Origin of the sequence: Dorea sp. BIOML-A1 (assembly GCF_009875615.1) — a bacterium.
Taxonomy (GTDB): Bacteria; Bacillota; Clostridia; order Lachnospirales; family Lachnospiraceae; genus Dorea_A; species Dorea_A amylophila.
Genome location: NZ_WWSA01000035.1, coordinates 1 through 13,518 on the forward strand (window position 1 = coordinate 1; position 13,518 = coordinate 13,518).

The following is a 13,518-nucleotide window of genomic DNA, read 5'->3' on the forward strand; positions in this document are numbered from 1 at the left end:
CAGAAGCTCTTTGATTACTGCGATAGCTAATTACATAGATTACTACAACAACCAACGACTTCAAAGGAAACTGCATGGCAAACCGCAATACACAGGGATTTCCTTCACCCGAAGAAGATCCACGTTTTCACGACACCTATCAGTTTTTACGCAGATACCGGGATGCAACCTACAGCCTGAAGGTAGTCGTACACCAGATGGAGCACCAGTTTAAGCTCCAATACGACAATGACATCGACAAATTTCTGGACTCCATCTATGCTGCCGGGGCTGATCTTACCGGAAGCGACATCGAACAACGGGCAAAAAGTATTGCCAGAAGCAACCAGATGCTGAAGCTTTTGGAATCATCCATCGATCTCCTCCGGAACAATCACAAGCATGGGGAACAGTATTACTGGATTCTCTACTACGCTTTTCTCTCTCCACAGGAAATGAAAAATACAGATGAGATATTGGATAAGCTGGCTCACCACATCACCAATATTTCCTACCGCACCTATTACCGGAAACGCAGGGCTGCGATTGAAGCACTCAGTACCATCCTTTGGGGATTTACTGCAAAAGAGACATTGGATACGCTCAACAAGTTCTTTCCAGAGTAATACATATCGCCTATCTCCTCGGCTTTTCGTAATATCATAAAAATGTTATACTAAAAAATGCAAAATATATATTGACTCTCACGGAACGTCATAGCGTACAGTTATCTTATCAGGAACAGGAGGTCAGCAACTATGAGGACAGTCAAAGAAATATCAGAACTTACAGGTATCAGCGTTCGCACGCTTCACTATTACGATGAAATCGGGCTTTTAAAACCAACACAAAAAAGTGATGCGGGATACCGGCTTTATGACGATAGGGCATTGGAAATATTACAGCAGATTCTGTTTTTCCGTGAGTTTGACATTCCTTTGAAAGAAATCAAAGCTGTTCTGGAGAATCCTGCTCTTGAAAGGAACCAGATCTTGCAAATGCAGAGAAAAATGTTGGTAGCAAAGAAAGAACGTATGGAACATCTGATTGCCAGCATTGATGATATCCTGAAAGGAGAGAATAAAATGGATTTTGCGATTTTTAGTAAAACGGAAGTTGAAGAAATGTTCCAAACTATGTTTGAACATATGCCTGACAATATGAAAGAACTTGCTGTAAAAGAGTTTGGAAGCATTGAAGAATGGAAAAAGCATTATATTAAGACAGTTTCATCAGAAGAAATGCAGAAAGGCTATGCTAAAGTTGTTGAGTGGTATGGAGGAAAAGAGCAATTCCTGTCTGTTGCCAACAATCCTATTAGCAAAGAGGCTGCAGAAAGTTACAACCAACAATTTGACAATCTTTTATACAAATTAGCAGCTAAAAAAGTATGTTCACCAGATTCTTCTGAAGTAAGAGAACTTGTTTCCGAATACGGTTTTCTTATGAAACAACTTTCACAGATAAAGAAAGAACACGGTCTGATGGTTGCACAGGCTCAATATTACCGTAATGAAAAAATCAAACCTATGATAGATGAAAAATACGGCAATGGTACAGCCGAATTCTTCGCACAAGCTTTCGAAGCATTTTATAAAGACAAGTAATCATTAGAACTACACAAAAGCACAACAATACACCATGCAGGGAATCAAAATGGTTTCCTGCTTTTTTTATGCCAACCAGTGAAAATGGCACAGAAATGACCTGCTTCTGCGATTGAAGCGTAAAATTACCCATGCTACAATAGGTATTGCTTATAGTTTTCCTTATTTCCAGCACCCATAGATGGTGCTTTTTTTGTACCTGTAAATTCAATCGCTGACAGCAGGTTCTATGTACTTTGTACGTACACTATACTTACAATACCAAACGTATCCTGTACGTACAGCCATATGTATAAAGTTTCCTATTATATATAGAAGGGAGTCAATCATGAAAACAAGGAACGAAATCTATCAAGGAGAGGGAGCCAAGCTCTTACGGTTCATTACCACTTACCATACTCTGAGGTATGACCAGGTTTTACAACTTTTCTCCCGACATGAGCAGTCTATCAAGTCATTGATTACCAGCCTCATCAAACAAGGGCGCATCATTTACGATAAAGAGCATGACCTTCTTTGTGACAGCCAGCAGTCTGCTGAGAATCCTGACTATGCTATAATTACATGCTTCTGGGTACTGCTGGATTTTAAGAAAGGTGTTGTATACCACACCAGTGGCGAATTTCCAATCAAGCTCAATTTCTTTTCGCAAGATGAACAATACGAAATCATCTATATCGGTGAAGAACAGGAGGCTCTGATCAATCATGTGATGGAAAGTATCCCATCACATGGTTCCAAACGCCTGATTGTCTTAGAATCCGAAAGCCAGGCTGCCAAAATCACCATTGATGATGTAGCCGCTTACTGCCTTGTAAATGAATCCGGTGCTGTCAGTTACTACATGAGAAAGTAGGTTATTATGACGCAAAATACACCAACCATTTACCAGCGGCTTGAAAAACTGGAAGGGGAGCTGCAAAAACTGACGAATACCGTTTACGCTCTGAAGGTCACTGATATCCAGAATTATGATAAAAATTTTGAGGAACTGAGCGTCAGTGCTGCTCTTCGGGCGGAGCGGATTGCCTGCCAGATGCGTAACCTTGTCTGTCCGGCTCTCTCCCCAAATCAAGCAGCTTATCTTCCCAAAGCGGCAGATGCACAGGGAATGCGGATTGCAGAACAGCAGGGGATTCTCACCATTACGCTTCCCGGACTGCTTCCGAAACGAAGAGTCCACACAAACACTGCATTTCTCCATGAACCGCTTAATTATATGCTTCGGGAGTATGTAAAACAAAATGCCCTGCCCCTCTATCGTGACTGCGTGATATGTTTCAGTCAAATATATGACAGGGAACTTCCTCAAAGACGTATCCGGGATTATGACAATCTGGAGTTTAAACAGATTCTGGATACACTTTGTACTTATGTTCTGACAGATGACAGCGGCTTTTTCTGTGATTCCTACTACACGACACAGCTTGGCTTAAAGGACTGTACACTGGTATCGGTTATGGAAAAAGCTGACTTTCCGAAATGGCTGCAGAACCAGAAAAATCATCACGAAAGCATGTCGGAAAATCTCCTGACTTCTCAGGCAGAAATCCGACATCGGTAAGAACCACCGCAGGGAACTTTGTTTTCTTGCTTTTTTTATCTCCAAACCACCGGAGATTTACCCAAGTATAGGCTTGCATGGGTAAGAACTGAATTGAGGTGATGCTTATTTGATAAGACCTGACACTACGAAATACCGCTTACTGGAAATGATAGGGATGTGCGGGGAATTTCCCGCAGACCAGCTAAACAGACTCATCCCAAGTGCCTCCTATGCGGAAAAACTCATTACGGATTTGAAGGCGGAACACCTCATCCGTACCCACTACCGGGATGCTCTCAGAGGCTACCGTCTTACAAAAGCTGCGAAAGAGATGCTGTTATCTGTCTCGCCGCTACGCTTCCAGTGCTATCTGACCGGCAATACCGAGACGAACCTCATCCGAAGTGAAGTATCCCGACGTATCCGCTTACATCAGAAAGCCGAAACGTATCTGACACTCCTTCATGCCGGGATTCCCTTTTATCCGGATGTAAAACCTGACATCTTCTGTAATCACCGCGAAGCTGGTTCCATCGGTATGCGAAGCCTTCCTCTTTTTTACGCTTCCAGAGAAATTAAGGAATTGGGCCCGGAGACCACGAAGATTAGGAACTCCCGCAGCATGGGCATCCTGATGGCACCGCAATGTGTCTATGTCCTTTATAACACGGGAAACGGAGTCCTGAAATGGGAATATCGAACGGAAGTCCGCTTAAACGCCTTCCTGCAGCATTACCTGCAAGGCTACCCTTACAACGGACATCCACAGATCCGGGCAATCATGACCGGAACCGACATGGAAATGGCTTTCCGGCTGTTTACCAGTACCGGAGGCTACAAAAAGAGCCTGTTTATGCTGGACACCTCCTTCGAGCATTTCCATTACCTTCCCAATACTCCGGAAGGGGAAGTGCTTTTAAAACTGCTGGTTCACCCTGAGATCATGGAAAAGCTGGACAACCTCCTGCTGTCCGATCTGGGCTGCCGCAGCGATTCAATTCCACTGGAACATGATGCCACGGATGCTTCCGGGAACCCCATCCTTCTTGCTTATGATTTTGACATGCAGCGAATCAACCGGTTCAATACCGGCTTAAATGTATACGGCAGATCCGGGAACCTGATCTGTTTCGATTTTCAGATTCCGGTCCTGAAAAAATACTTAACTGCCACAATCCATTTCTCCAGTATTGACCTTTGCAAATTCAAAAGGGGGTTTTTACATGAACCGTAAATGGTGGAAGCTCATTTATATGCTTCCGATCACCTTCTGCACCCTCTATGCAGGAGGCTATGTTGCTCAATTTATCCGCAACTATCAGACCTGGGAATCTGCCGGCAATTTTGCCGGAAACGGAACTGCCCCGCAGATCCCCTCCCCGCACCCGCTCGCCTGTCTGGATGCCCTGACTGCTTTCCCGTACAATCTGTATGGGATTTTTCTATGTCTGGCAGCTTTTGGACTCCTGACCTTCCTTCTCATGCGTATGGGATTTGACCGAAACGGGGAAATAACAGACCGGGGCCGGAACCTGAATTATTCCACAAAGGGAACCTATGGGACTTCCGGTTTTATGACTTTGGAGGAAATGCATCAGGTACTGGAGCTTACGAATGATGTCAAGAAACACAAGGGAACCATTCTTGGAAAACTGAACGGAAAAGCCGTTTGTCTCCCGAAGGATACCCGCATGAACCGGAATATTGCCGTTTACGGTGCCAGCGGTTCCATGAAAAGCCGGGCCTTTGCACGCAACATGATCTTCCAGTGTGTTGCCCGCGGGGAAAGCCTCATCATCACCGATCCAAAATCGGAATTGTACGAAAGTACAGCCACTTACCTTGAGAATGCCGGATATATCGTGAAATCCTTTAATCTTGTAAACCCGGAAAACTCGGATAGTTGGAATTGTCTGGGTGAAATTGGCGGACAGGAAACCATGGCACAGGTATTTGCTGATGTCATCATCCAGAATACCGGTTCTGCCAAAGGCGATCACTTCTGGGACAATGCCGAGATGAACTTATTAAAAGCTCTGATTCTCTATGTGGATCAGGGATTCCCACCGGAGGCAAAGAATATCGGACAGGTATACAAACTCCTGACCATGAGTTCGGAAAAAGAACTGAACAGCCTCTTTGACCTGCTTCCGGTCTCCCATCCGGCAAAAGTCCCCTACTGCATCTATAAGCAGGCAAGTGACACGGTACGTTCCGGCGTCATCATCGGACTCGGTTCCAGACTTCAGGTATTCCAGAACAAGCTGATCCGCCAGATCACTTCCTATGATGAGATCAACCTGACGCTGCCGGGAAAAGAAAAATGTGCATACTTCTGCATCACTTCGGATCAAGACAGCACTTTTGATTTTCTTTCTTCCCTGTTTATGACCTTCGTATTTATCAAACTGGTCCGTTATGCAGACACCTATGGGGAAGATGGAAAACTGCCGGTTCCGGTACATATCCTGGCTGATGAGCTGGCGAATACGGGAGCAATCCTATCGCTCAACAAAAAGATTTCCGTGATCCGAAGTCGAAACCTCAGTATTTCCTGCATTTTCCAAAACCTGCCTCAGATGCAGAACCGGTATCCCTTAAACCAATGGCAGGAAATCATCGGGAACTGCGACACTCAGCTATTTTTAGGCTGTACGGATGAGGTAACTGCTACATTTATCTCTAACCGCTCCGGTGATGTGACCGTTGGTGTCAGCAGCGAAGCCAAACAATTAAATAGCTGGAGGGTATCCGATTATACACCGGAATACCGCCAGACCAGATCCATCGGGAAACGAAAGCTCTTAACTCCGGATGAGATCCTGCGGCTCCCGCTGGATACTGCACTGATTATCCTGCGTGGTCAGAAGGTACTGCAGGTAGAAAAATACGATTACACCCTGCACCCGGATGCCCAAAAACTCATTCCCCGGAAGGCTTCCGAACATATTCCGGAATGGAGAAAAGGAGCATGTAGTGAAGAATATACGTACACTCCAACTATTCCTGCTTCCCACCCGAAAAAAACCGCTTCTTATGGAAAGCAGAAAAAGAAAAAAGCTGAACCGCACTTTGACCAGCAAAGCGTTTATCAGGAACCTGGCTATCACGATTTCCCGGATGACTTCTCAGCAGATAACTATTCGGATCACACAGACATGGTTCCTTTAGATAAAGATTCTATCATGTCATAATTTGAAAGGAGACACTATGATGCCAAACGAAACAACCAACACACCTATTTTAACTCTGGATTCCGATGCGAAGCTGGAAACAGCCCAGTCCATTTCAGACCTTACCTGGCATGAGATCCAGAATGCCTACCGTACCCGCCGGATCTTAACCGGAATGCTTGGCGGTATCGAGAAAACAGAAAACGGCAGCCTCATTGCCGTGGTTTACTACAAGGATTTCCGTACTGTCATCCCAGTAACTGAGATGATGATCCATCTCATGCAGGATGAAGCACACGATTATGGGGAGCTTGCTCTGCGGCAGAACAAAATCCTCAACAATATGCTTGGATGTGAGATTGATTTTCTGATTAAGGGATTAGATCCGAAGACACGCAGCATTGTCGCCAGCCGGAAAGAAGCGATGCTGAAGAAACGCCAGATCTTCTATCTGGATAAAGATGCTTCCGGAATGCCGAAAGTTTATGAAGACCGTATCGTGCAGGCAAGAGTCATTGCTGTTGCGGAAAAGGTAGTCCGGGCAGAAATTTTCGGTGTGGAAACCTCCATTCTTGCCAGAGACCTGTCCTTCGACTGGATGGGTGATGCCAGAGAACGCTTCCAGGTAGGCGATCACATCCTGGTACGCATCCTGGATGTGCGGGCAGACTCACCGGAGCAGGTCATTGTCCACGCAGATGTCAAAAGTGTGGAAGGCAACACCAGCAAGGAAAACATGAAAAAATGTAAGATTCAGGGAAAATACGCCGGAACTGTGGAAGACATCCATAAAGGCACCGTCTTTGTCCGGCTCTCCATCGGTGTCAATGCCATTGCCCACTCCTGCTATGACAGCCGGACAGTCGGGAAAAAGGATCAGGTATCCTTTGTGGTGACGCATATTGATGAAGAGCGTAATGTTGCCCTCGGCATCATCACCCGCATCATCAAGCAGACCATATAAGGCTTCCACCTTATTTTTAAATAGCTTTTTTTCATATACAGCACCAATTAGTCCAGCAAATACTCACGATACAGCTACATAAGGTGACAGAATAAAGTATTTTTCAGACCATTACCTTATTGTACTGAAAACGGTAACGTGTTATACTGATTCGGTATTACTGAACCGGAAAGACGGATGCATTTCGATTTTGCCCTCTAGTATCCAAGGAGGGTGATGCCCATGAATACAATGGAAGTATTGACTTTACTATTGGTAATTTTTGCGGCTTTGACTTATATAGATCGACATAATAAGAAATAGCATCCACGACCCTAGGAAAGTTTTGGATGCTATGACTTATACATAGAATATAAAATTTAACTGAGGGCATCAGATTTTGCATCTGAATACCTTTCTTGAGTTCATTATACACTGGGGGATTTGAGAAATCAAGTCCCCCTTTTTATTATGACATTGATTAGTATCTGCATTAAACATCAGAAATTTATATTCTTACTCACTGAAACGAATTCTCTCTATCAATGAATCTTTCCTTACTGACTTTGCAATGAATATTGCCAATAACATCTGTATCACAAACAATGTTAAAATTATAATAATAGCTGCTGTTACCGGATAATGGTATGTGCTGATATCAAACATTCCTGTACGCTTTGCATATAAAAACAACGGATATCCTGCAAGACTTCCCACTCCGATACTGATAATAAGAGTGCCTACTGTATAGAATATACCTTCCAACTGGAGCATCTTCATCAACTGACGGTCCGACATTCCGATTGCCTGCATCATGCCAAGCTCCTTTTTTCGCACATGGACACTATTGATCATTGTGTTAATCAAGTTCATAATGCTGATTGCTGCCAGAATGATGATAAATGCATAACATGCACCTCTAGTCATCTGTATGGCATTTTCCCATGTATCGTACTCATTCTTCCAGGTACGCATCTGCAGTCTGCCTGATCCATCCACAATAGCCTGTAGAGATGCTTCCAGTGCCTCATCATAATCCTTATCTGCAATCACCTGAAAATAGCTGGAAGAATTATTTATGGTAAGTTTCTCTGCCCCTTCTTTTGCCATGATAAGACAGTTATAGTTTGTCAGACCTGTTCCATATTCACCAATTGCTGCCACTTCAATCTCTTTTTGAAAGGTATTATCTCCATCATGAATATTGAGTTTCAGCTTATCTCCCACTTTAATATCTGGATACCAGTGAAGTAGCGCGCGGTCCAGAATCACTTTATCCCCGGATTTCAATTCCTCGTATGTGACATTGCCTTCAGTGATTCCTTTTTTCAGCTCTTCTGCGTATTCTTCCGGCACTCCATTGATAAATTCGGTTCCAATTTTTTCTTCAAAAGGTCCTCCTGATACCTTCAACGCGGTAAACACATCTACCCGCTCAACACCGTCAAGCTCCTCTATCTGCTGCTTTAGTCCTTCATTTAATGGATTATTCTTTTGAACCTCCGCCCATTCATATTCAGGATGCTCTTTATTCCCGGATTCCACAATTGGAGAAATCTCATATTGCCCCACAATCGAACTCTTTGCACTTTCCATCGGATTTGCACAAGACAGCACCGTTGCTACCATCATGACAAATATTCCGGTAACGGCCATAGATACAATCGTGATAGTACTCTTCTTTTTATTCTCTGCAAGATTTCTCTTGGTCAGTCGTCCGATATTCAGAAATTGATATCCCTTCCTGCTGCTTTTCTGTCGCTTACTGCCTCCCTGGTAACGCATAGCTTCTATTTCTGATACCTTCGCCGCCATACGCATAGGCTTCATCAGTGACAGATACACTGTACACAGAGTCACTGCAATTGCCAACAGATAAATCCACCAATAATAAAGTTGGACTTCTCCTTTAGCTACAACCTTGTATGCCTCTGTTATAAGTACGTTTGAATCCTTTGCATGTTCTACAAACTGGAGAAGTACAACTTTCACAGCAACTGTTCCGATCAAAAGTCCTATCGGAATGGCAAACAACGCCACTCCCATTCCCTCTCTTAGTACGATTTGTCTAAGCTGCCGTTTCGTAGCCCCGATTGCCTTTAACTTTCCAAATTCCCGAACCCTCTGGTTCATAGATACATAATAAACACTATAAATTGTGATAATGCCCGCCAATACAACAATAAGCATGATTCCTACAATCACCGGAATTGTAGCCGGATCCACATAATTTGCTGCAAGATACTCTTTATTAATATTCATGTCATCCTCGGAAATCCCGAACTGTCTGGCAATATTCTGTATCGTCTCTGTATAATCTGCAGTCGTATTTCCTTTCTGTCCATTCACCTGAAGTAAAAACCGATATTTCACCTGTTCTACCGGTATCTCCGCTTTCAGAAAGGCCTCTGAAACCAATGATGTATATTGTTTTTGTTCTTTGCTGCTCTCATTATCTGCTAAAAAACCACAGATTCGAAAGTCTTTCTCCTTCGTATAATCCAGTCCGTCATCTTTCAGAATCTGATAAGGTACTGTGATAGTGTCACCGATTTTCCCATTCTGTCCTAATGCTTCCAGTATTCCTTTTGAAACCACAATATCATTTTCTTTCTGCGGAAGTTGCCCCTCTTTCAGCTTCACTTTATAAAGTTCCATCCCTGTTCTGTCCATATACATCATGGAAACCGTCGCATCTTCCAGATTCATGTACCCCGCATCGCTGCGGAGTCCGTAAGTTTTCACATCATGATGTGCCGCCAGTTTCATAACTGTACTCTCGTCCACGTTCCGATAAAGGGCATGCCATGTTGGATAAATCTTATTGATTACCGCAAAGTTCACTTCCACCATATCTTTTCCGATTGATGGGATTACGAACAGCAGTAATGTTGTCAGGATAATGGCAATTCCAATCAGTATGTTTTTGCTCTTATAATGCCGCATATTGCAATATGCAACTCTGGTCGTCATCTTCATTATCTTCTCACCGCCTTGCCATCTTCAATGATAATCATTTCATCCGCCATCTGGGCAATCGTTTCATCATGGGTAATCATGATAAGCGTCTGCCCGAAATCCGACACGCAGCTTTTCAATAGGCTCATAACCTCTAGCTCAGTCTGGGAATCAAGGTTTCCCGTCGGCTCATCCGCCAAAATTATCGCCGGTCTTGTCACCAATGCCCTGGCTATCGCAGTTCTCTGTTTCTGTCCACCAGACAAAGCAGACGGCATCGCATCTTTCTTATCCTGCAGTCCGATTTTTTTGAGAATATCTTCCACTTCCCGCGGCTTTACCTTGCGATTATCAAGTCCCAGCGGAAGAACGATATTCTCCCACACATTCAGCGATGGAATCAGATTAAAATCCTGAAAGATAAATCCTATCTTCTTTCTTCGAAACTGTGCCAGTTTATCATCTTTTCGAGAATAGATATCGGTTCCATCAATCCATACTTTGCCGGAATCCGGTCTGTCAAGCCCTCCAATCAGATGCAGAAGTGTAGATTTTCCGGAGCCGGAACGTCCTACGATAGCTGTAAACTTGCCTCTCTCTATCTGTAAACTTGTATGATCCACGGCTCTCACCTGATTCTCGCCTTCTCCATAATACTTTACTAGATCTTCTACTTTTAAAATACTACTCATATCTTCAAGTCCCCTTTCCATTTCATACCCCTACTATAACATTCCTGCATTACAAAACCCTTACAACAACCATAACAGTTTTGTAAGGGTTCCGACTATTCTCCTATTATGAGCGGCAGTGTCACTTTAAATATCATACCTTTCTCAGCCTTTCTTTTGGCTGCTATTGTCCCCCCCTGTTCTTCTATGATCTTTCTGGCAAGATACAGACCGACACCCGCTCCGTCTTTTACCTGTTCCTTTGCTTTCCTTCCCCGGTAAAATCTCTGATAGATCTTATGCAGTTCCTCCGCAGGAATGCCCATTCCTTCATCTTCTACTTCAATAAGCACATTGCTTGCTAGCTCCTGCGTCCTCACTGTAATCGTTGTATGTTCCGGTGAATATTTGACTGCATTCTCAAGGATATTCGTTAATGCTTCTACCGTCCATTTTGAATCATGGTTCACAACTATATCATCATCCATCTCCACCTGAATGGAAATATCTTTTCCTCTTGCCTTCATATAAATCTGACTGACAGCCTCTGTTAGCGTTTTCTTCAGGCTTTCATGAAGCGAATGTATCTGGATCATATGTGTTTCCAGCCTTGAAAGATTTACCAGTTCATTCAAGAGCTGTTCCAGTTTGGTAAGTTCCTGTGATTCCTGCTCCAGAAACTCCCTCTGTTCTTCTCCTGTAACCCGATTTTCTGCCACCAGCTCATGACTCATCCGGAGTGATGCAAGCGGAGTCTTCAACTGATGGGAAATATCTGTAATCAGACTCTTCGTACCATTTTCTTCCTGCTCCAGACGTTCCTTCAAATCTTCGAAATATTGCCCCAGCTCCTTTACAGATTCCCACACCTTTAACCATTGTTCCGATTCTGATGTTTCTTCAGGATATGTTTGGAATTTTCCTTTTCTGAATTCCTGCAGACATTCATATAATTGCTGTAATTGTTCCTCATCACCGTATCTGCTCCAGTTTTTTCTTCGGTCCAGGTACAAGAACAGGCTACATACTATGACTCCCACTAGTAATCCAATTCCCCAGATAATCCTTATAACCACATCTGAAGATCCACTCCCTGAGTGATAACCATAAGTTTCTTCCAGCATCTGTACGACTCTTTCTATCTTCTGATCGTCCCGGTCTCTTATAAAATCTACTGTTCCTGACTTTTCCCAGATTGCAACTATTTCCCCTTCCAGTTCAGGATGTTCTGCAAGGAGCAGTGCTATCTGCGTTGCTTTCGCATTTTCCTCATACTTTGTTATCAGATACATTCCTACTGTAAAAAATACTGCAAAGATTACATATACGATAAAATACCGTTTTAATTTTTGTTTACCTTTCCGGTCCATATATATCCCAGTCCTCTCACATTCGCTATCTCTTCTGTTCCAAGTTTATTCTTCAGTCTGCTTATATTGACAGTAACCGTATTATCATCGACAAATTGACCGTCTATATCCCATACATGCTCCAGGATACTTTCTTTTGAAACAATCTGTCCTGCATTCTCCCAGAGATACAGCAACAGAGAGAATTCTTTCTTACTTAAAGTAACTGGTTCATCCCCTTTATACACCTGCATCGTTTTCATATGCACCGTAATCTCTCCGGAAGACATAATCTGTGCCTGTACCTTAGAAAGCCGTCTCATCAATGCGTTCACCTTCGACACCAAAGCCATCAGTGAAAATGGTTTGGTAATATAATCATCTGCCCCTGTATCATAACCATTTACAATATCTATTTCCTGATCCAAAGCCGTAAGATAGATAAGATATGTATCTCCACCTGCACGTACCATCCTTCCAAAATCCAGTCCTGTACCATCCGGCAATGTAATATCGCTGATAACAAGAGCATAATCTCCTTTTTGAAATGCTTCTTTTGCTTCCTTTATTGTATAAACCTGACGAACCTCATACCCTTCCCGTGAAAGTAACAGGGCAATTCCCCGATTTAGATTCAAGTCATCCTCCAGTAATAATATTTTCTGCATCAAATACTCCACCTCTATTTGTAATAACCTGTTCTTTTATCATATCAGTCCTATCTTTTGTCTACAATAAAAATAAAATTAACATACATACTTTTCCTTCATATGTTCAAGGATTTCACCGGATACTGCTTCAGAAATCGATCAATCCATTTCTGATTGCTTCTCTGTAACATCCGAAGTCTGGATAAAAGCTGTAGACAACTGCAGCTCTATGTTACTAAAGTCCTATCCATCAATACAGGAGTTATAGAATGCCGTGAAGATACCGTCAAATTCCATTTCAATAATATGTAGGCTGTCCATTGTGTGCTCCAGATAAGTCAGTGTTCCTCTATCCAAATCTATACTCGGCTTTCCTAGTGAGTTTGCTATTACATCTGGATTTGTAATTCCAAACATCTCCTTTATATCCGGCATAAGATAATCCACGATATCCGGCAGCCTTTTCTCATACGCCTGTGCCAGTTCAACTGCATGCTTCTCATAATCGGAATGTATACTGTCACAGACAAATTCAATCCCGTTTATTTCCATCTTATAGTAATCATTATTCTCATCATAGACAAACGCTGTACCCTTACTTTTTTTATTTTTTTCCAAAATCCCCATGATATATCTACACTT

The 13,518-nt window shown here is 43.0% G+C and carries 12 protein-coding genes and 1 pseudogene; 8 read left to right on the forward strand and 5 right to left on the reverse strand.

Translation table 11 applies throughout. The features are described 5' to 3' along the window. Positions 1-10 precede the first annotated feature (10 nt). The 8 genes and pseudogenes from GT508_RS15160 to GT508_RS12290 form a co-directional block, all read left to right on the forward strand. A pseudogene (locus tag GT508_RS15160) lies at positions 11-55 on the forward strand (hypothetical protein); the annotation flags it as partial. 19 nt (positions 56-74) lie between these two features. Further along, entirely contained in the window at positions 75-605 is a 531-nt protein-coding gene (locus GT508_RS14730) for a hypothetical protein (RefSeq protein ID WP_005333547.1), read from the forward strand. Between the two features lie 132 nt (positions 606-737). Continuing rightward, positions 738-1,586: a MerR family transcriptional regulator gene (locus GT508_RS12265; RefSeq protein WP_005333545.1), complete on the forward strand. Its 849-nt coding sequence runs from the start codon at positions 738-740 to the stop codon at positions 1,584-1,586. Between the two features lie 328 nt (positions 1,587-1,914). Then, on the forward strand, positions 1,915-2,442 hold the full coding sequence (locus tag GT508_RS12270; RefSeq protein ID WP_005333543.1) for a DUF5697 family protein: 528 nt from the start codon (positions 1,915-1,917) through the stop codon (positions 2,440-2,442). Positions 2,443-2,448: 6 nt separating this feature from the next. Further along, positions 2,449-3,150 (forward strand): DUF6100 family protein, encoded by a 702-nt coding sequence (locus GT508_RS12275; RefSeq protein ID WP_005333541.1) that lies wholly within the window; start codon positions 2,449-2,451, stop codon positions 3,148-3,150. A gap of 109 nt (positions 3,151-3,259) precedes the next feature. Beyond that, the gene (locus GT508_RS12280) at positions 3,260-4,366 is read left to right on the forward strand and encodes a hypothetical protein (RefSeq protein ID WP_022415648.1); all 1,107 of its coding nucleotides are present in this window, start codon (positions 3,260-3,262) and stop codon (positions 4,364-4,366) included. Continuing rightward, positions 4,356-6,326, forward strand: a complete 1,971-nt coding sequence (locus GT508_RS12285) for a VirD4-like conjugal transfer protein, CD1115 family (protein ID WP_022415647.1) — start codon at positions 4,356-4,358, stop codon at positions 6,324-6,326. Before GT508_RS12280 ends, GT508_RS12285 begins: the two co-directional genes overlap by 11 nt. A gap of 16 nt (positions 6,327-6,342) precedes the next feature. Continuing rightward, positions 6,343-7,269 (forward strand): S1 RNA-binding domain-containing protein, encoded by a 927-nt coding sequence (locus tag GT508_RS12290; RefSeq protein ID WP_005333538.1) that lies wholly within the window; start codon positions 6,343-6,345, stop codon positions 7,267-7,269. 495 nt (positions 7,270-7,764) lie between these two features. On the opposite strand, the gene GT508_RS12295 is transcribed toward GT508_RS12290, so the two are convergent. The 5 genes from GT508_RS12295 to GT508_RS12315 form a co-directional block, all read right to left on the reverse strand. Continuing rightward, the gene (locus GT508_RS12295) at positions 7,765-10,221 is read right to left on the reverse strand and encodes an ABC transporter permease (RefSeq protein ID WP_227338367.1); all 2,457 of its coding nucleotides are present in this window, start codon (positions 10,219-10,221) and stop codon (positions 7,765-7,767) included. A gap of 5 nt (positions 10,222-10,226) precedes the next feature. Next, positions 10,227-10,898: an ABC transporter ATP-binding protein gene (locus GT508_RS12300; RefSeq protein ID WP_172676439.1), complete on the reverse strand. Its 672-nt coding sequence runs from the start codon at positions 10,896-10,898 to the stop codon at positions 10,227-10,229. Positions 10,899-10,993: 95 nt separating this feature from the next. Then, positions 10,994-12,247 (reverse strand): sensor histidine kinase, encoded by a 1,254-nt coding sequence (locus GT508_RS12305; protein WP_005333534.1) that lies wholly within the window; start codon positions 12,245-12,247, stop codon positions 10,994-10,996. After that, the gene (locus GT508_RS12310; protein WP_005333533.1) at positions 12,220-12,894 is read right to left on the reverse strand and encodes a response regulator transcription factor; all 675 of its coding nucleotides are present in this window, start codon (positions 12,892-12,894) and stop codon (positions 12,220-12,222) included. Before GT508_RS12310 ends, GT508_RS12305 begins: the two co-directional genes overlap by 28 nt. Positions 12,895-13,119: 225 nt before the next feature. Beyond that, on the reverse strand, positions 13,120-13,503 hold the full coding sequence (locus GT508_RS12315) for a hypothetical protein (RefSeq protein ID WP_226850873.1): 384 nt from the start codon (positions 13,501-13,503) through the stop codon (positions 13,120-13,122). Between the last annotated feature and the right edge of the window lie 15 nt (positions 13,504-13,518).